Origin of the sequence: Gordonia sp. ALPHA1B1 (assembly GCF_005502615.1) — a bacterium.
GTDB lineage: Bacteria > Actinomycetota > Actinomycetes > Mycobacteriales > Mycobacteriaceae > Gordonia > Gordonia hongkongensis.
The window spans coordinates 50,244-69,273 of record NZ_SCOC01000026.1 but is presented as its reverse complement, the minus strand read 5'-3'; the positions used below and the strand labels follow the sequence as shown (position 1 = coordinate 69,273).

Here is a 19,030-nt window from a genome sequence, read left to right as displayed (position 1 = left end):
ACCAGCCCAATACAGCCAGGGGCGGTAACCAGCGGTAGAGCCAGATGCCTGATGGTCAGAACCCAACCACCACCGAAGTGGCTAGACAACCCTGACACTGAAACCAGCGGTGGGGGCGCGGGTTGTCGAGTGGCTTCGACTCGGCGCCTCGCTCCGCTCGGTGCCGGCTCAACCACCGGTGGTGAAAGCGCCGGGTCGTCCCTGCGGGAAAAACAATCAAGCGCGCTTGATTCTTCTGATGCCGTGTGTGAGGGTGATCGCATGCCTGAGGGACAAGCAGCCGTGATCGCCGTCGTCGCCGACCTCGAAGCCGAATCCGCGCAGCTCGACACGCTCGTCGCGGGTCTCGACGATGCGGGCTGGGCCACCCCCACGCCGGCGACGGGGTGGACGATCGCGCACCAGATCGCGCATCTGGCGTGGACCGACGAGGTGGCGGCGATCGCGGCCACCGACCCGGACCGGTTCGGCGCCTTGCTCTCCGAGGCGGCGAGCAGCGTGGCGACCTACGTCGACGACGCCGCCGAAGCGGGGGCCGCCGCACCTGCCGACGAGATCCTGGCCGGGTGGCGGGCGGCGCGCGACCGTCTCGCCGACGCGCTGCGCGAGGTACCGGCCGGCGTCAAGATCCCTTGGTTCGGGCCACCGATGTCCGCGGCGTCGATGGCGACCGCGCGCCTGATGGAGACATGGGCGCACGGCCTCGATGTCGCCGACGCCCTCGGTGTTCCCGTCGTGCCGACCGATCGGATCCGCAGCGTTGCCCACATCGGCGTCCGCACACGCGACTTCGCCTACATCGTCAACGGCCGCACGCCGCCGGCCGAGCCGTTCCACTACGCGCTCACCGCGCCGTCGGGCGAGGTCTGGACCTGGGGCCCGGACGACGCGTCGAACAGCGTGTGTGGGCCGGCCCTCGACTTCTGCTTCCTGGTGACCCAGCGACGAGCACTCGCCGACCTCGAACTCGAGCTCATCGGGCCCGACGCGGTCGAATGGTCGGGTATCGCACAGTGTTTCGCAGGTCCGCCCGGGCCGGGTCGCGAACCGCGGGCCAGCTGAGACGCCCGTCGTGGTCACCGTCCGCCGCTGACGTCCACCGCCCCCTTACGCAGCCGAATCGTCCGATCGCAGCAGCACGCAGTCGCACGCAGTCCGACAGGAGAACACGATGCCCATCGCCAGTCCGATCTGGGAGACGCCCGAACGCCTCGAATTGCGTTCCACCGTGCGCCGGTTCGTCGACAAACACATCCTCCCGTTCCAGGACGACTGGGAGAGCGAGGGTGCCATCCCCCGTGAACTGCACATCGAGGCGGCCAAACTGGGTCTGTTCGGGCTCGGGGTCCCCGAGGAGGTGGGTGGCTCCGGCGGTGATCTGATCGACAGCACGATCCTCGGCGAGGAACTCCACTACGCCGGCGCGGCCGGTGGCGTCTTCGCGTCGCTGTTCACCCACGGCATCGCCCTGCCGCACCTGATCGCCGCCGGCGACCCCGACCAGATCGACCGGTGGGTGCGGCCCACGCTCGCGGGCGAGAAGATCGGGAGCCTGGCGATCACCGAACCCGGCGGCGGAAGCGACGTCGGCCACCTGACGACGAAGGCCGAGCGCGACGGGGACCACTACGTCGTCAACGGTTCCAAGACCTACATCACCTCCGCGGTCCGCGCCGACTTCGTCGTCGTCGCCGTCCGCACCGGAGGACCGGGAGCCGCGGGCGTCTCACTGCTCGTCGTCGAGAAGGGCACACCCGGCTTCGAGGTCACGCGGAAGCTGGACAAGATGGGGTGGCGCAGTTCCGACACCGCGGAACTGTCCTTCGTCGATGCGCGGGTGCCGGTCACCAACCTGGTCGGACCGGAGAACTCCGGATTCGCGCAGATAGCAACCGCTTTCGTCACCGAACGGTCCGGTCTGGCGGTGCAGGCGTACGCCAGTGCGCAACGCTGCCTCGACCTCACCCTGCAGTGGGCGCGCGACCGTGAGACCTTCGGCAAACCGATCATCGCGCGGCAGTCGGTGCAGGACACGCTGATCGAGATGGCACGCCGCATCGACATCGCCCGCACCTACACGCGGGCCGTCGTCGAACGGAAGGTCAGCTCCACCGACGACCTCATCGCAGAGGTGTGCTTCGCCAAGAACACCGCGGTCGAGGCGGGGGAGTGGGTGGCCAACAAAGCCGTTCAGCTGCACGGCGGTCTCGGTTACATGACCGGCACCGAGGTCGAACGGCAATACCGCGACATGCGCATCATCGGAATCGGTGGCGGCACCACCGAGATCCTCAACGGACTGGCCGCCAAACGGCTCGGCTACCAGGCCTGACCGGCGCCGAAACCGTCTGCCGCCGAACCACATCGAAGACCGAGACAGGGAGCATCGACATGACCGTGGACACCAATCCGTTCGTGGAGACCACCGAACGCGCCGAGCTACGCGCGGCGGTCGCCGGACTCGCGGCGAAATACGGACAGGAGTACTTCCGTGAGTGCGCGCGCACCGGCCGCAAGACCGACGAGTTGTGGGCCGAGGCGGGCAAGCTCGGCTTCATCGGGGTCAATCTCCCCGAGGAGTACGGCGGCGGCGGTGCCGGTATGTACGAGCTCGCCATCGTGATGGAGGAGATCGCCGCGTCGGGCACCGGACTGCTGATGCTCGTCGTCTCACCGGCCATCTGCGGCAACGTGATCGCCCGGTTCGGCACCGACGAGCAGAAGCAGCGCTGGCTGCCGGGACTCGCTGACGGTTCGATCACGATGGCCTTCGGCATCACCGAACCCGATGCCGGCTCCAATTCCCACCAGATCACCACCACGGCCCGTCGGGACGGCTCGGACTGGTTGCTCACCGGCCAGAAGGTCTACATCTCCGGCGTCGACCAGGCGCAGGCCGTGCTGATCGTCGCCCGCACCGAAGACGCGAAGACCGGCAACCTCAAGCCCGCGCTCTTCATCGTCCCCACCGACTCCGAGAACTTCTCGTACACCATGATCGACATGGAACTGCAGAACCCCGAGAAGCAGTTCCAGCTCTTCCTCGACGATGTGCGATTGCCCGCCGACGCGCTCGTCGGCTCCGAGGACGCTGCCCTTAGTCAACTGTTCGCCGGGCTCAATCCGGAACGCATCATGGCCGCGGCGTCGGCCGTCGGGATGGGCCGGTTCGCGCTCGACAAGGCGGTGTCGTACGTGAAGGAGCGCACGGTGTGGAAGACGCCGATCGGTGCGCACCAGGCGATCGCGCACCCGCTCGCCCAGGGCAAGGTCGAGCTCGAGATGGCCAAGCTGATGATGCAGAAGGCCGCGACCCTCTACGACGCCGGCGACGACTGGGGCGCCGCCGAGCCGGCCAACATGGCGAAGTACGCGGCCGCGGAGGCCTGTGTGAAGGTCGTCGACCAGGCCGTGCACTCCCTGGGCGGCAACGGTCTGACCACCGAGTACGGACTGGCGCCGATGCTGAGCCTCGCCCGGATCGCCCGCATCGCCCCGGTGAGCCGGGAGATGATCCTCAACTTCGTCGCGCAGACCAGCCTCGGGCTGCCGAAGTCCTACTGAGGCTCGCGGTGACCACGTCGTCGGCGAACACCCGCTCCCCGCAACAGGAACGCTCGCGGTTGACCCGCGAGCGCCTGTTGCGGTCCACGGTCGACGCGCTGGCCGCGGACGGCTGGGCCGCCGCGACCGTGGCCGCGGTCGCCGAACGTGCCGGCGTGTCCCGCGGTGCGGCGCAACATCACTTCCCGACGCGCGAAGCCCTCATCACCGCGGCACTCGAGCAGGTCTTCGAGGACATGACCCGCGCTGCCGTCGGGGATCCGCACGCATCGCCGGAGGCGGCCGACGAAGTGACCCCGGACCGGGTCATCCGCGCCGTTCAGCGGGCCGTCGACGTCTACACCGGCACCGAATTCAAGGCAGCACTCCAGGTCTGGGCCGCCGCCGCGTCCGACCCGGCGCTGCGGCGGCTCATCCTGCCACTCGAAGCGAAGTTCGCCCGCGCGGCCCATCAGCGGACGATGGCCGCGATGGGGGTGGCCCCGGACGACGAGACCGGTTACCGGCTGGTGCAGGCGACTCTGGACATGGCGCGCGGACTCGGCCTGGCGGACACGCTGTCCGATGACTCCGCCCGGCGTGCGCTGGTCGTCGACACCTGGTCGGCGCAGCTCGTCGCGGCGTTCGGGAGCGCGCCCGCGGACCCGCCGGACGCGGACTAACCGCGTTCGGCGGCGGGGTGTCCGGGTTCCGGCGCATCGGGTCGCCGACCGCGGGTGCCGACCCAGTAGACGCCGAACGACATGAAGGCCATGCCGACGAACACGACCATGAGCGAGATCGTCATCGACAGATAACCCTGCCCGCGCGGATCGATGAACGGGTAGGGATACCAGTCCGCGAACGGCCCGCGGATCAAGGTGTAGACGCCGTACACGAGCGGGATCGTCAGCCAGGACAGCCACGCCCGCTCGGGGAGTCGCCGGGCGCGCACCACGATCCAGTCCAGGAGCATCACCAGCGGGATGACGCGATGCAGCACGTCGTTCACCCAGGCGTAGGTGACATCGACGTCGATGCCCTGCAGCAGAAGCGCATAGACGATCCCGGTGATGACCATGCAGGTGGTCGCCGCCCCGCGGCACCACTCCCAGGCCGGGCTTGCCGGGGCCAGCAGTCCGCCGACGAGCAGGATGAGCGCGGCGAAGATATTGCTCAGCACCGTGAAGTAGCTGAAGAAGTTCGCGAGCGTGAAGCCGGCGTCGCCGTAGCGCAGCACCGCCTGATACACGAGCGCGGTGACGCCCAGGGCGGCAAAGGCGATGCGGAGCAGACGTATCCACCAGGTCACGGTCACATGTGTGATTCAAGCACCTCGTGCGGGCGCGGACCGGGAAGTCCGCCCGGCGACGTGGGTGGCCGGTTCGCCCGAGGGAGACGGCACCTCGGGCGAACCGACCGGGTATTCACTCCGCGTGGATGATGACCCCGCGGATGTTCTTGCCGTCCCGCAGATCCTGGTAGCCCTCGTTGACCTGGTCGAGGGTGTAGGTCTGCGTGACCAGTTCGTCGAGCTTGAGCTGCCCCGCGTCGTACAGGCGCAGCAGTTTGACGATGTCGTACTGCGGATTGGCCGAGCCGAACAGACTGCCCTTGATGGTTTTCTGGTTCAGGGTCAGATCGGTTCCGGAGACCTGCACGGTCAGCTTCGTCGGATCGGCAAGACCGGTGATGACGACCGTCCCGCCCTTGCCCACGACGGCGGTCGCGTTGGCCACGACCTCCGCGTCGACCGTGCCGACGAGGATGAGGGCCTGGTCGGCACCCTGCCCCCAGGTCAGTTCGTTGACCTTCTCCGCGGCCTCGGCGGCGTCGGCGAAGGCATGTGTTGCACCGAATTTGAGCGCCGTGTCGCGCTTGAGCGCGACCGGGTCGACGACCACGACGTATTTGGCCCCGGCCGACACCGCGCCCTGCACCGCGTTGATGCCCAGGCCGCCGATGCCGTAGATCACCACGGTGTCGCCGGCACGCACGCCGCCCGCGTACACCGAGGTGCCCCAGCCCGAGGGCACGCCGCAACCTACGAGCACTGCCTTGTCGAGCGGCAACCACTCGTCGACCTTGACGACCGAGTGCTGCGAGATCGTCGCGCGTTCGGCGAAGGTGCCGAGCATGCACATGGCTCCGAAATCGTCACCGCCACCGTGGAATCGGAATGTGCCATCGGGCATCGATCCCTCGAGGATGGTGGCGCCCATGTCGCAGAGGTTCTGCCGGCCGGTGGAGCAGTAGCGGCAGGTGCCGCAGTTGGGGATGAAGCTGCAGACCACGTGGTCGCCGGGCTCGACCTTGGTGACGCCCGGGCCGACCGCCTCGATGATCCCCGAACCCTCGTGGCCGCCCACGATCGGATAGCGGGGCGGGAGGTCGCCGTCGGTCAGGTGAAGGTCGGAGTGGCACAGGCCGGCCGCGGTGTACTTGATCAGCACCTCGCCTTCGCGGGGCTCGTCGAGGTCGAGTTCGACGATCTCGAACGGCTTTCCGGGTCCGGTGAGGACGGCTGCCTTGGTGGTGAGAGACATGAAATCGTGCTCCTTGGGTGTACTCGAGGGCGGATGGGGGTCAGAGCGAGATGTTGACGGCCTTGGTCTGGGTGTAGAGCTCGATGGCCGACGAGCCGAGTTCGCGCCCCCATCCCGACTGCTTGTAACCGCCGAACGGCATGGCGGTGTCGAAGCCGTTGTACTGGTTCACCCAGACCGAACCGGCCTTGATCTGTCGAGCTGTCCGGTGCGCCTTGGACAGATCCGTGGTCCAGATGCCTGCTGCGAGACCGTAGATGGAGTCGTTGGCCGCGGCCGCGACCCCGGTGTCGGCATCGAAGGGCATGGCGGCGACGACGGGACCGAAGATCTCCTCCTGCACGATCGAGAAACTCGGGTCGACGTCGACGAAGACGGTCGGTTCGATGAAGAATCCCTCGTCGCCCCAACGCTTTCCACCCGTCAGTGCCCGTGCGCCGTCGGCGAGGCCCGCCGCCAGGTATCCCGAGACGCGATCGAACTGCTCTTGGCTGACCAGCGGTCCGAGTTCGGTCGACGGGTCGAGGCCGGGTCCGATCTTGGCCTGCGAGGCCGCCTCGGCGACGGCCGCGGTGAAGTCGTCGAAGATCGGCCGCTCGACGAAGAGACGTGTTCCGGCGACACAGCACTGTCCGTGGTTGAACATCCAGGCCGCGACCGACCCGGCGACCGCCTTCTCGAAGTCGGCGTCGGCGAAAACGATGTTGGGGCTCTTGCCGCCGAGTTCCAGCGACACCTTCTTGAGGTTGCCCTTCGCGGCGTCGACGATCTTCTTGCCGACCTCCGTCGAGCCGGTGAACGCGATCTTGTCGACGTCGTCGTGCGCGGCGAGCGCCGCGCCGGCCTCGCCGTAACCGGTGACGATGTTGACCACGCCCGGTGGGAAGCCGGCCTCTTGGAACACCTCGCCGAGGAGCAGGGCCGTCAGCGGGGTCTGTTCGGCCGGCTTGAGGATGACGGTGTTGCCGGCCGCCAATGCGGGGGCCAGCTTGAACGCGGCCATCAGGAGCGGGAAGTTCCACGGCACGATCAGGCCGCAGACTCCGACCGGCTCGCGCAGGGTGTACGCGTGGAACTCGCCGCCGGGCACGAACGGCATCGAGACGTCGACCGTCGACCCGGTGATCTTGGTGGCGAGGCCCGCGTTGTAGCGGAAGATGTCGGCCGACCAGTTGGTGTCGACCGCGGCGGCGATGGTGGCCGCCTTGCCGTTGTCGAGCGCCTCCAGCTGGCCGAACTCCTCGGCGCGTTCGGTGAGGATGTCGCCGACCCGCCAGAGCAGGCGTTCGCGTTCATTCGGCTTCATCCGGGTCCACGGGCCGTCGTCGAAGGCCTGGCGCGCGGCGCGGACCGCGCGGTCGATGTCGGCCGCGTCGCCGTGCGCGACCGAGGTGAGCGGACGCGCCGTCGCGGGATCGATGGTCTCGAAGGTGCGGCCCGAGGCCGACCACACCCACTCGCCGCCGATCAGCATCGGACGGTCGGCGGAGATGAAATCGCGAACGCGCTCATGCAGGGCGGTGTCGGGAACGACGGCGGTCATGTGGCCTCCTGGTCGGCGTGGTGCCGGCGGTGATGTGGTCGGTGGAGTGATCTCGGTCATATTCGACCTGACTTATTTCTCTCACCGTTCCGACGTGTCGCCGTGTCCAGAAACTGAACACCTGGGCTGTACAGGGGTCGCGGCGACCGGCCGTCACCGCGTGGCTACCGTGAGACGCCGGACAAGTCAGGGACCTTCGGAGGAGCAGAGTGAACGTGCGCCCAGCGGGCAGGGTCGGCGCCGCCCTGCGTGGCCTCGGCCCGGTGACCGGGGGTATCTCGATCCGTGAGGCCCTCCGGGCGGGAGCAGGGGCCGGGGTGGCGCTCGGACTCGTCGGTCTGGTGCTCGCCGCGTCGGGGGTCGACCTGCGGCTCGGACTCTTCCTGATCGCGCCGTTCGGGGCGACCGCCGTGCTCGTCTTCGCCGCGCCGAACAGTCCGTTGGCGCAGCCGTGGCCCGCGACCGTCGGCAACGCGGTGTCGGCGGTCGTGGGGGTGGCGACCACCCTCACCATCGGCCAGCCCGCGCTTCGGGCGGCGCTCGCGGTCGGTCTGTCCGTGGCCTTGATGATCGGGTGCCACGCGGTCCATCCGCCTGCCGGCGCGGTGGCGATGACAGCCGCGCTCAGTCCGGAGACGATCCAGTCGCTGGGGTTCCGGTTCGTCCTCGCACCCGTCCTCGTGGGCACGCTCCTGCTGGTGGTCCTCGCCGCCGGGTACGCCCGGTTGACCGGACGGCGTTATCCGTATCGCCGGTTCGACGCGGCGCCCCCGCCGGCGGCGCGGCTGGGTCTGGACGAGGACGAACTGACCGGCATCCTCGACCGGTACGAGCAGTCGCTCAACCTCGGTGTCGCCGACCTCGCGCGACTGATCGGGGCCGCCGAACTGCAGGCTGCCGGTCACCGCGCGGGCCCGCTCGCCGCGACGGACGTGATGTCCCGAGACCTGGTGACCGTGAACCCCGAGACGCCGCTGCGAGACGTCGCCGTCCTCTTCGACGAGTACGGCTTCACCTCGCTGCCGGTGACGTCGGACGACGGCATGTTCGTCGGTGTGGTGTTCCAGATCCATCTCGTGCGGCGGTTGATGCGCTCGAACGACGTCGAGTTGTGCGCCGCGGACGTGATGTCGGCGGAACCGGCCGTCGCGACCCCGGGCACGCCGGTCGGGGCGCTGTTGCCGCTGCTCGCCGAGAGCGGATGCGACGCGGTCCCGGTGTTGGAGGGGCACACCCTGGTCGGCATCGTGACCCGGACCGACCTCATCGCGGCGCTCGCACGGCAGATGCTGCGGGACCCGGTGCCCCGCACCGCGGTGCCGGAGTAGCCGCGCGCTCAGATGTCCAGTGCGCGCATCCGCGAGTACAGCGTCGTCCGGCTGATGCCGAGATCCCTTGCGGCATGCACCTTGTTGCCGCCGGCGCGGTCCAGCGCCTCGACGATCGCGGTGCGCTCGGCCTGTTCCCGGCCGGACAGGTGCGCGGCCCGGCTGGTCGTCCGATAGGCGGGTGGCAGGTCGGCGGGTTCGACGACCCGCGCGGCGCGCGCTCGGCACGTCAGAGCGGCCTGCCGGAGTACCGAGTTGAGCTCGGTGAGGTTCCCGGGCCAGTCGTCGCACAGCAAGGCGTCCGTCGCCAGTCCGGACAGCGTGAGCTCCGGGTCGATGTCTGTCAGTGCGCTGCTCGCGATCGACGCCAGCTCCGAGGTCCGATGACGTAGAGGAGCGAGATCGACCCGTGTGGCGCACCGGGCGAGGAGTGCGGCGACTCCCGGACTCGCCTGGTCGCGCGGCCCGCCGACGACGATCAGCGGCGACTCCGGCGAGCTCGACACCGCCACGCGCCCGAGTAGGGCGACCGACTGCGCGTCGAGGAGATCGACGCCGTCGATCACCAGGGTCGTGCTCATCGACCGGGCGCGTCCGACGAACGCGGGGATGTCGGGGCGACGACCGCTGATGATCTCGTCGGCGACATCGACGATCACCGGTGGCGAGTCGGTCTCGGCGGCGAGCGCAGCGGCGTGGGTGCTGCGTCCGGTCCCCGGTTCGCCGGTGATCGCGACGCTGGTGCGGGACGGGGCGGTCGGTGGCGCGGACCGCCTCGGCGGCGGCTCGCTGACCGGCCGGAAGCGGAACAGGGCCGCGCCGCAGGCGCCCGGCACGGGTTCGACGGCGACCTCGACCTCGGCGCCCGACACCAGGGTCAGCGGCAGTACCGTCGCGCGCAGTGCGGGATCGGTCGCGACGATCCGCATCGCGCCGATGTCGGTGGGGGAGAGCAGTTCGGCAGCAAGGGCATTCGTGAGCTGGAGGTCGTCGCCGATGGCCGCGACGGCGAGGTCGCGACGCGGTGCGGCGCGCTGGAACGCGTCGAGGACGCGTCGCTGGTGCGCTCGCGACCGGTCCAGCAGGCGGTCGGCGATGTCGGCGACGATCCCGTTGACGACCGGGATCGCCAAGGGGTTGATGCGATCGGCGATCTCGGACATGCAGATGATCCCGGCCAGCCTGCGGGTCGCGGGATGGATGATCGGCTGTCCGAAGCAACTGATCGACTTGAACTGGTCCAGGTAGTGCTCGGAGCTGTTCACGACGATCCCGCCCCGGGTCTCCGCCGGGGTACCGAGGGCCGTCGTCCCGACGACGTCCTCGCCGAACGGCACGCCCGGCGAGGCGCCGATCGCGTCGAGACGGCGCTCCACGGTCGTGCCGAACGCCACCCGCGTCACCATCCGGCACTCGTGGTCGACGAGCAGCAGCGAGACATCGGTGTCGGCGAGTCGGGCGGCGGCGTCATCGAGGACCGGGCGGGCGGCGTCGAGCAGCGGGTCGGCGGCAGCGATGTCCTGGACCTGCGTCGGCGTCCGGTCCTCGGGGCGGACCCCGGACAGCTCCGAACGACGCCACGACGACTCGATGACGGGCCGTCGGGGCGACGAATCGGAGGTGCGGTGCAACGTGTCGATACCCACCAACGTGACACATGTCACCGTGCAACGAAAGGCCGGGTCCGCGATCGGCGGTGGCCGGGCCCTGATGGCGGGGTACTACCGTGGTCGCATGCGCGTGGCGACCTGGAACGTGAACTCCGTGAAGCAGCGCATCCCGCGCCTGTTGCCCTGGCTCGACGAGCGCCGACCCGACGTGGTGTGCCTGCAGGAGACCAAACTCTCCGACGCCGCGTTCGAGGAGTCACTCGGCACCGATCTCGCCGACCGCGGATACGAGGTCGCGCACGCCGGACAGGGGCAGTGGAACGGGGTGGCGCTGTTGTCGCGGGTCGGACTCGACGACGTCCGGATCGGATTCGACGGCATGCCCGGATACCCCGACCCGTCGACCCTGGAGGCACGGGCGGTGTCGGCGGTGTGCGGCGGACTCCGCATCCACTCGCTGTACGTGCCCAACGGCCGGACCCCGGACTCGGACCACTACACCTACAAACTCGAGTGGCTCGCGGCGCTGGCCCGTGCCGTGGAGGACCCGACCACGACACTCCTGTGCGGCGACATGAACATCGCGCCGGCCGACGCCGACCTGTTCGACCCCGCCGCGTATGTGGGGCACACCCACGTCACTCCGGCGGAACGGGCCGCGCTGGCCACCTTCGAATCGATGGGCCTGCGCGACGTCGTCCGGGACCGGTGGCCGGGCGAGCGTGTGTTCAGCTACTGGGACTACCGCGCCGGCATGTTCCACAAAGACCTCGGGATGCGCATCGACCTGATCCTCGCCGGAGCGTCCGCTGCCGATCGCGTCGCGGCCGCCTGGATCGACCGGAAAGCACGCAAGGGCAGCAAGCCGAGTGACCACGCGCCGGTCATCGTCGACCTCGACGAGGCTCCCGATGGCGACATCGGACCGGTGGTCCCGCCGCCGTCGAATCCGGCGAAACCCGGTGCGACGAAGGTGAAACTGCCGCAGACGCCGGAATGATGCCCCGCCCGGCGTCCGCGACGCGCCTGCGCCGTCCGGTCATCGCGGCCGCCCGGGCCTATGGGCGCCTGCTCGGCACGGTGCTCTCCGTCGCCCGCCGGCTCGGGGCGGGACGACTCGGCGACGCCCCGGCGGCCACGGCGGGTGTGCTCCTCGCGGTGCACCTGGTGCCGGTGACGATCTGGCTCGGCCCGCTCGGGTTCGTCGTCGTGCTGGGCGCGGGCCTCGTCACGTCGAGCGTCATCTGCCGTCGCGTGCGTCATCGCGGGTTGACCCCGGCCGAGCGAAGCGTGGCCGTGGCGGTCTTCGGGGACGCGGCGTGGCTCGATGACGTCGTCCTCACCGATCTCGCCGGTCGTGGCGGGCGCGCCTTCACGGTGCCCGCGGTCGACGGACGCATCCTCTGCAACCTCGGGCCGCACCTCGACGCGACCCTGGGGCCGGGGACCAGGGCATATCCGGTGCCGGGTCAGCTGCTCGTCCACGAACTGGTCCACGCCTGGCAGATCGCCGCTGCCCGTTCCCCTGCCGGGTTCCTCGCCGATGCGCTGGCCGACCAGGCCCGGTACGAACTGGGCGAGGACGTGTACGGCGTGCGCGATGCCGGTGAGAACCACCACATGCCGCGCCGGGGCGAGGTGGAACGGCAGGCGACGATCGTCGACCGGTGGTTCGGCGGTCAGTCCTCGCCGACGCGTCGACCGTGCGACCCCGAGAGCCCGTCCGCACCCGTGATCGAGCAGCTCAGGCGACCCGTGCAGCGCGGATGACGGATTGGTCGCACCGGCGACTCGCGCCCTCGACGCATGCGGTTTGACGGTGTAGAAGTGGGAGGGTCACGCCGAGCACGAGCGTGGCCCGGAGCCGATCGCGCACGACCCGTTCACCTGCCGGTTGCGTGCAGGATCCGTTTTTTGACCTGTGTAAACCCGATCGGTAGAGTGGATCGTCGGTGCCCGGCCCATGCTGGGCCAGTCCGCATGCCTGCCCTACGGCTCTCGAGCCGCCGAGCATCTCGGGGTACGGCCGGCAGAGGGGCTGACAGGCGAATCCGCTGTCGAGTGTATGACACGCCCGACCTCGGGGTAGCGAAAATGTACTGACCAGCACATACGTGCTGGTGGGGCGAGTTGTGGAAGCCGCGAAAACAGGCCTGCGAGCCACTTCGTGCTTGCCCGGAGCACCAACCACAACCGATGACAAAGAGGAACGAACACCTAGTGCCAACCATCAATCAGCTGGTCCGCAAGGGCCGTCACGACAAGGCTGCCAAGACCAAGACCGCGGCCCTCAAGGGAAGCCCGCAGCGTCGTGGCGTGTGCACCCGCGTCTACACCACCACCCCCAAGAAGCCGAACTCGGCGCTGCGCAAGGTCGCCCGTGTGCGCCTGACCAGCTCGGTCGAGGTCACCGCCTACATCCCCGGCGAAGGCCACAACCTGCAGGAGCACTCGATGGTGCTCGTCCGCGGCGGTCGTGTGAAGGACCTCCCGGGTGTGCGCTACAAGATCATCCGCGGCTCGCTCGACACCCAGGGCGTCAAGGACCGCAAGCAGGCTCGCAGCCGCTACGGCGCCAAGAAGGGGAACTGATAAGTCATGCCACGTAAAGGACCCGCTCCCAAGCGCCCCCTCATCAACGATCCCGTCTACGGTTCGCCGCTGGTCACCCAGCTGGTCAACAAGATCCTGCTGGACGGCAAGAAGTCGACCGCCGAGCGCATCGTCTACGGCGCCCTCGAGCAGGCTCGCGACAAGACCGGCACCGATCCGGTCGTCACCCTCAAGCGCGCTCTCGACAACGTGAAGCCCACCCTCGAGGTGAAGAGCCGCCGCGTCGGTGGTGCCACCTACCAGGTGCCGATCGAGGTCAAGCCGAACCGCGCCAACACCCTCGCGCTCCGCTGGCTCGTCAGCTTCAGCCGTCAGCGTCGTGAGAAGACCATGGTCGAGCGTCTCGCCAACGAGTTGCTGGACGCGTCCAACGGTCTCGGTGCTTCGGTGAAGCGCCGCGAGGACACCCACAAGATGGCCGAGGCCAACCGGGCGTTCGCGCACTACCGCTGGTGACACCAACCGTCCGCGGCGTCGGGGAACACGACGCCGCGGACGGTTCCACCTCAGACCCAACACCTCTAGCGAAAATGCGAGGCGATTAAGTGGCACAGGAAGTGCTCAGCGACCTGAACAAGGTTCGCAACATCGGCATCATGGCCCACATCGATGCCGGCAAGACCACCGCCACCGAGCGAATCCTCTTCTACACCGGTGTGAACTACAAGATCGGTGAAACCCACGACGGTGCCTCGACCACCGACTGGATGGAGCAGGAGAAGGAGCGGGGGATCACCATCACCTCCGCGGCGGTGACGTGTTTCTGGAACAAGAACCAGATCAACATCATCGACACCCCCGGCCACGTCGACTTCACCGTCGAGGTGGAGCGCAGCCTCCGCGTGCTCGACGGCGCGGTCGCCGTGTTCGACGGCAAGGAAGGCGTCGAGCCGCAGTCCGAGCAGGTCTGGCGTCAGGCGGAGAAGTACGACGTCCCGCGTATCTGCTTCGTCAACAAGATGGACAAGCTCGGTGCGGACTTCTTCTACACCGTGCGCACCATCGAGGAGCGCCTCGGCGCCAAGCCGCTGGTCCTGCAGCTGCCGATCGGCGCCGAGGACAACTTCGACGGCGTCGTCGACCTCATCGAGCAGAAGGCGATCACCTGGCGCGGAACCGTCGAGATCGGCGCTGCGCCGACCTTCGAGGAGATCCCCGCCGACCTGGTCGATCAGGCTGCGGAGTACCGCGAGAAGCTCCTCGAGACGGTCGCCGAGACCGACGAGGCCCTGCTCGAGAAGTACTTCGGCGGCGAAGAGCTGACCACCGAGGAGATCAAGGGCGCGATCCGCAAGCTCACGATCGCCCGTGAGTTCTACCCGGTGATCTGTGGCTCGGCGTTCAAGAACAAGGGCGTGCAGCCCATGCTCGACGCGATCATCGACTACCTGCCGTCCCCGCTGGACGTGCCGTCGGTCGAGGGTCACGCCGTGGGCGACGAGGAGGAGATCCTCTCGCGCAAGCCGTCCGCGGACGAGCCGTTCTCGGCTCTCGCGTTCAAGATCGCGGCTCACCCGTTCTTCGGCAAGCTCACCTTCGTGCGCGTGTACTCCGGCAAGATCAACGCCGGCACCCAGGTGCTCAACGCCACCAAGGGCAAGAAGGAGCGCGTCGGCAAGCTCTTCCAGATGCATGCCAACAAGGAGAACCCGGTCGAGGACGCCACCGCGGGCCACATCTACGCGATGATCGGTCTCAAGGACACCACCACCGGTGACACCCTGTGCGATTCGGCGTCGCCGATCGTGCTCGAGTCCATGAGCTTCCCGGACCCGGTCATCAACGTCTCGATCGAGCCGAAGACCAAGTCCGACCAGGAGAAGCTGGGCACCGCGATCCAGAAGCTCGCCGAAGAGGACCCGACCTTCTCGGTCCAGCTCGACGAGGAGACCGGCCAGACCGTCATCGGCGGTATGGGCGAGCTCCACCTCGACATCCTCGTCGACCGGATGAAGCGCGAGTTCAAGGTCGAGGCCAACGTCGGCAAGCCGCAGGTGGCCTACCGCGAGACCATCCGCAAGACGGTCGAGAAGCACGAGTTCACCCACAAGAAGCAGACCGGTGGATCGGGCCAGTTCGCGAAGGTCATCATCAAGCTCGAGCCCCTGGTGGACGCCGAGGACGGTGCGACCTACGAGTTCGCCAATGCGGTCACCGGTGGACGCGTCCCGCGCGAGTACATCCCGTCGGTGGACGCCGGTGCCCAGGACGCCATGCAGTACGGTGTCCTCGCCGGATACCCGCTGGTGAACCTGAAGGTCACCCTGCTCGACGGTCAGTACCACGACGTCGACTCCTCGGAGATGGCGTTCAAGATCGCCGGCTCGCAGGCCCTGAAGGAAGCTGCGCGGATGGCCGGTCCGGTCATCCTCGAGCCCCTGATGGCCGTCGAGGTCACGACTCCCGAGGACTACATGGGTGACGTGATCGGCGACCTGAACTCCCGCCGTGGCCAGATCCAGGCCATGGAGGAGCGCAGTGGTGCGCGTGTCGTGAAGGCACAGGTGCCGCTGTCGGAGATGTTCGGCTACATCGGAGACCTCCGGTCGAAGACCCAGGGCCGGGCGAACTACTCCATGGTGTTCGATTCGTACGCGGAGGTTCCCGCGAACGTGTCGAAGGAAATCATCGCGAAGGCCACCGGCGAGTAAACCCGGTCCTAGCGACATGCGCCGACCAGTTCTGCGCACCAACGTAAGAAGAAAACCCCTGCTGGGATCCGCCCAGTAGAGCAACAAGTCCAGGAGGACAATCAAGTGGCGAAGGCGAAGTTCGAGCGGACCAAGCCGCACGTGAACATCGGCACCATCGGTCACGTCGACCACGGCAAGACCACGCTGACCGCGGCCATCACCAAGGTGCTGCACGACAAGTACCCGGAACTCAACAAGAGCTTCGCGTTCGATCAGATCGACAAGGCTCCCGAGGAAAAAGCTCGCGGTATCACGATCAACATCTCGCACGTCGAGTACGAGACCGATAAGCGTCACTACGCCCACGTCGACGCCCCCGGTCACGCCGACTACATCAAGAACATGATCACCGGCGCTGCCCAGATGGACGGCGCGATCCTCGTGGTCGCCGCCACCGACGGCCCGATGCCGCAGACCCGCGAGCACGTGCTGCTGGCCCGCCAGGTCGGTGTGCCCTACATCCTGGTCGCCCTGAACAAGGCCGACATGGTCGACGACGACGAGATCATCGAGCTCGTCGAGATGGAGGTCCGCGAACTGCTGGCCGCCCAGGAGTTCGACGAGGAAGCCCCGGTCGTCAAGGTCTCGGCTCTCAAGGCCCTCGAGGGTGACCCTGAGTGGACCAAGTCGGTCGAAGAGCTCATGGCTGCCGTCGACGAGTCGATCCCGGACCCGGTCCGCGAGACCGAGAAGCCGTTCCTCATGCCCGTCGAGGACGTCTTCACCATCACCGGCCGCGGCACCGTGGTCACCGGTCGTGTGGAGCGCGGCGAGGTCAACGTGAACGAGGAAGTCGAGATCGTCGGCATCCGCGAGAAGAGCACCAAGACCACCGTCACCGGTATCGAGATGTTCCACAAGCTCCTCGATTCGGCACAGGCAGGCGACAACGCCGGTCTGCTGCTCCGCGGCCTCAAGCGTGAGGACGTCGAGCGCGGTCAGGTCATCGTGAAGCCGGGCACCACGACCCCGCACACCGAGTTCGAGGGCCAGGCGTACATCCTGTCCAAGGACGAGGGCGGCCGTCACACCCCGTTCTTCAACAACTACCGTCCGCAGTTCTACTTCCGTACCACGGACGTGACCGGCGTCGTGACCCTCCCCGAGGGCACCGAGATGGTCATGCCGGGCGACAACACCGAGATGAGCGTCAAGCTCATCCAGCCGGTCGCCATGGACGAGGGCCTGCGTTTCGCCATCCGCGAGGGTGGCCGCACCGTCGGTGCGGGTCGAGTCACCAAGATCACCAAGTGATCTCGTTCTGACTCACTGACTCTCTGAGTCGAAGGCGCCCGGTCACGAAAGTGGCCGGGCGCCTTTGTCATGCCCGGTCACCATGTGGCCGGGCACTTTTCGTGCGTCGACACCACCGCGCACGGCCTCCCCGCGTTTCTTGACGCGCCGATCACTAAGATTCACGCCTCAGCGAAGGGTCTGACGACCCCGCTGGACTCTAGCGTCTCGAGGGCCGCTGCGCCCCAGCTTTTTAAAGTTTCGCAGACTGCTGGACAGATCTATGTACATAGTTCACTATGATCCAGATAACACCGGTCGGGATAAAGTAACTATGATCACGTGAGGTGCTGATGGTCGAGGCGCTTGAGGTTGCGAACCTCTCCAAATCTTTCGGTGGCCAGCGGGCGCTGGCCGACGTCTCGCTCTCCCTCGGCCCGGCGAGATACGCGCGCTGGTCGGTCAGAACGGGTGTGGCAAGTCGACTCTGATCAAGGTTCTCGCGGGTTACCACGAGCCGGATCCGGGTGCAACGATCCTCGTCGGCGGGAATGAGCTGCACCTCGGTGTGCCCGGCAGCGGTGAGACCGCCGGCCTTCGGTTCGTCCATCAGGAACTGGGTCTCGTCGGCTCCCTGGACGTGGTCGACAACATGGCCCTCGGTCACGGCTACCGGCGAACGCGTGTGGGCACCATCGATTTTCGCGCTGAGCGTCGGCACGCACGATCAGCGTTGGACGAGCTGGGCATCGACCTCGACCTCAGGAAGCGCGCGTCCGACCTGAGTATGAGTGAGCGGACGATGCTCGCGATGGCGCGCGCGGTCCAGGGCGGCAGCGGTTCGGCCAAGGTGCTGGTGCTCGACGAGCCCACCGCCAATCTCCCGGCAGCAGAGGCCATTCGGCTGTTCGACCTGGTGCGCAGAATCCGCGACTCCGGCGTGGCGGTGCTGTTCGTCTCCCATCACTTGCCGGAGGTCTTCGACCTCTGTGACACGGTCACCGTCCTTCGGGACGGCAACGTGGTGACCACGCGTCCGCTGACGGGCCTCGACGAGGACGCGCTGGTTGCGCTCATGATCGGGAGCCGAACGCCCGCAACCCCATCCGCGGCGCCGGTCAGACCGCCGACCGCGCCGCCTGCCGGCGGTGTCGAGCGGTCGGCAATGCTCGATGTGACGCAGATGTCGTGCGGGAATCTCACCGGGTTCGATCTCTCTGTCGGGGCGGGTGAGGTCGTCGGGATCGCCGGAATCACCGGTTCCGGACGCGAATCGGTCGTTCCGGCACTGTTCGGCGGGATCGGCCGGGTCGGCACCGTGACAGTCGACGGTGTGATCGTGCGCGCCGACCGGCCGGACGTCTCGATGGCGGCCGGGATGGGATGTGTGCCGGCGGAACGGTTGGCGAACGCCGCGTTCGCGACGGCGTCGCTCCGGGAGAACGTTTCCGTGGCTGACCCCTGGGCCCACGCCACGGCGGGATTTCTTCGCCTGAAGCGCGAAAAGTCCGATGTGGCAACGTGGCTCGACCGGCTCGGGGTACGCCCGGCCGGCGACACCGAACGTCAGCTCGGCACCCTCAGCGGTGGCAACCAGCAGAAGGTGATGCTCGCGCGTTGGCTTCGCCGCCATCCCCGGGTTCTCCTGCTCGACGAACCGACACAGGGTGTCGATGTCGGCGCGCAAGCCGACATCCATGCGCTCATCGATGACGCCGCATCGGCCGGAGCTGCGGTGCTCGTCGTCTCCACCGACCACGCCGAGCTGACTCGTCTGTGCGACCGGGTCGTCGTCCTCGCGGCGGGACGGATCGTCGATGAACTCCGGCGGCCGAACATCGATCCCGACGAGCTGACCGCCTCGACGCTCAAGACCTCCGCTCACGTACATGCGTAAGACCTCAGAACCGAAAGGACCCGC

16 protein-coding genes are annotated in these 19,030 nt (G+C 67.9%); 12 read left to right on the top strand and 4 right to left on the bottom strand.

Annotated elements, in window-relative coordinates:
- The first annotated feature begins 261 nt into the window (after positions 1 to 261).
- From FFS52_RS16950 to FFS52_RS16935, 4 genes are all read left to right on the top strand, one after another.
- Positions 262 to 1,062 carry a TIGR03084 family metal-binding protein gene (locus FFS52_RS16950; RefSeq protein ID WP_137810364.1) on the top strand — a complete coding sequence of 267 codons (801 nt, stop codon included), beginning with the start codon at positions 262 to 264 and terminating at the stop codon, positions 1,060 to 1,062.
- A 109-nt stretch (positions 1,063 to 1,171) separates the two neighbouring features.
- Complete coding sequence (locus FFS52_RS16945; protein ID WP_137810363.1) at positions 1,172 to 2,332, top strand: acyl-CoA dehydrogenase family protein; 1,161 nt, start codon at positions 1,172 to 1,174, stop codon at positions 2,330 to 2,332.
- 59 nt (positions 2,333 to 2,391) lie between these two features.
- Positions 2,392 to 3,564, top strand: a complete 1,173-nt coding sequence (locus tag FFS52_RS16940) for an acyl-CoA dehydrogenase family protein (protein WP_010840516.1) — start codon at positions 2,392 to 2,394, stop codon at positions 3,562 to 3,564.
- An 8-nt stretch (positions 3,565 to 3,572) separates the two neighbouring features.
- The gene (locus FFS52_RS16935; RefSeq protein WP_137810362.1) at positions 3,573 to 4,226 is read left to right on the top strand and encodes a TetR/AcrR family transcriptional regulator; all 654 of its coding nucleotides are present in this window, start codon (positions 3,573 to 3,575) and stop codon (positions 4,224 to 4,226) included.
- On the opposite strand, the gene FFS52_RS16930 is transcribed toward FFS52_RS16935, so the two are convergent.
- From FFS52_RS16930 to FFS52_RS16920, 3 genes are all read right to left on the bottom strand, one after another.
- A complete protein-coding gene (locus FFS52_RS16930) occupies positions 4,223 to 4,861 on the bottom strand; it encodes a Pr6Pr family membrane protein (protein WP_137810361.1) in 639 nt (212 codons plus the stop codon). The genes FFS52_RS16935 and FFS52_RS16930 overlap by 4 nt on opposite strands.
- Before the next feature lie 109 nt (positions 4,862 to 4,970).
- Entirely contained in the window at positions 4,971 to 6,089 is a 1,119-nt protein-coding gene (locus FFS52_RS16925; protein WP_137810360.1) for an NDMA-dependent alcohol dehydrogenase, read from the bottom strand.
- A gap of 40 nt (positions 6,090 to 6,129) precedes the next feature.
- A complete protein-coding gene (locus tag FFS52_RS16920) occupies positions 6,130 to 7,632 on the bottom strand; it encodes an aldehyde dehydrogenase family protein (RefSeq protein ID WP_065629673.1) in 1,503 nt (500 codons plus the stop codon).
- A gap of 209 nt (positions 7,633 to 7,841) precedes the next feature.
- Here FFS52_RS16920 and FFS52_RS16915 point away from each other — a divergent pair, with 209 nt between their 5' ends.
- The gene (locus FFS52_RS16915; RefSeq protein ID WP_068970095.1) at positions 7,842 to 8,960 is read left to right on the top strand and encodes an HPP family protein; all 1,119 of its coding nucleotides are present in this window, start codon (positions 7,842 to 7,844) and stop codon (positions 8,958 to 8,960) included.
- Between the two features lie 8 nt (positions 8,961 to 8,968).
- On the opposite strand, the gene FFS52_RS16910 is transcribed toward FFS52_RS16915, so the two are convergent.
- Positions 8,969 to 10,606: a helix-turn-helix domain-containing protein gene (locus tag FFS52_RS16910; protein ID WP_137810359.1), complete on the bottom strand. Its 1,638-nt coding sequence runs from the start codon at positions 10,604 to 10,606 to the stop codon at positions 8,969 to 8,971.
- An 88-nt stretch (positions 10,607 to 10,694) separates the two neighbouring features.
- Here FFS52_RS16910 and FFS52_RS16905 point away from each other — a divergent pair, with 88 nt between their 5' ends.
- The 7 genes from FFS52_RS16905 (at position 10,695) to FFS52_RS16875 (ending at position 19,006) form a co-directional block, all read left to right on the top strand.
- Positions 10,695 to 11,570 carry an exodeoxyribonuclease III gene (locus FFS52_RS16905; RefSeq protein WP_137810369.1) on the top strand — a complete coding sequence of 292 codons (876 nt, stop codon included), beginning with the start codon at positions 10,695 to 10,697 and terminating at the stop codon, positions 11,568 to 11,570.
- Positions 11,567 to 12,340 carry a hypothetical protein gene (locus FFS52_RS16900; protein ID WP_249356340.1) on the top strand — a complete coding sequence of 258 codons (774 nt, stop codon included), beginning with the start codon at positions 11,567 to 11,569 and terminating at the stop codon, positions 12,338 to 12,340. The genes FFS52_RS16905 and FFS52_RS16900 overlap by 4 nt, the downstream gene beginning before the upstream one ends.
- A gap of 450 nt (positions 12,341 to 12,790) precedes the next feature.
- Complete coding sequence (rpsL, locus tag FFS52_RS16895) at positions 12,791 to 13,162, top strand: 30S ribosomal protein S12 (protein WP_004020596.1); 372 nt, start codon at positions 12,791 to 12,793, stop codon at positions 13,160 to 13,162.
- 6 nt (positions 13,163 to 13,168) lie between these two features.
- Positions 13,169 to 13,639: a 30S ribosomal protein S7 gene (rpsG, locus tag FFS52_RS16890; protein ID WP_004020595.1), complete on the top strand. Its 471-nt coding sequence runs from the start codon at positions 13,169 to 13,171 to the stop codon at positions 13,637 to 13,639.
- Between the two features lie 89 nt (positions 13,640 to 13,728).
- Positions 13,729 to 15,834, top strand: a complete 2,106-nt coding sequence (gene fusA / locus FFS52_RS16885) for an elongation factor G (protein WP_137810358.1) — start codon at positions 13,729 to 13,731, stop codon at positions 15,832 to 15,834.
- Between the two features lie 105 nt (positions 15,835 to 15,939).
- Positions 15,940 to 17,130: an elongation factor Tu gene (gene tuf / locus FFS52_RS16880; RefSeq protein WP_058252377.1), complete on the top strand. Its 1,191-nt coding sequence runs from the start codon at positions 15,940 to 15,942 to the stop codon at positions 17,128 to 17,130.
- A 367-nt stretch (positions 17,131 to 17,497) separates the two neighbouring features.
- Complete coding sequence (locus FFS52_RS16875) at positions 17,498 to 19,006, top strand: sugar ABC transporter ATP-binding protein (RefSeq protein ID WP_349291567.1); 1,509 nt, start codon at positions 17,498 to 17,500, stop codon at positions 19,004 to 19,006.
- Positions 19,007 to 19,030 lie beyond the last annotated feature (24 nt).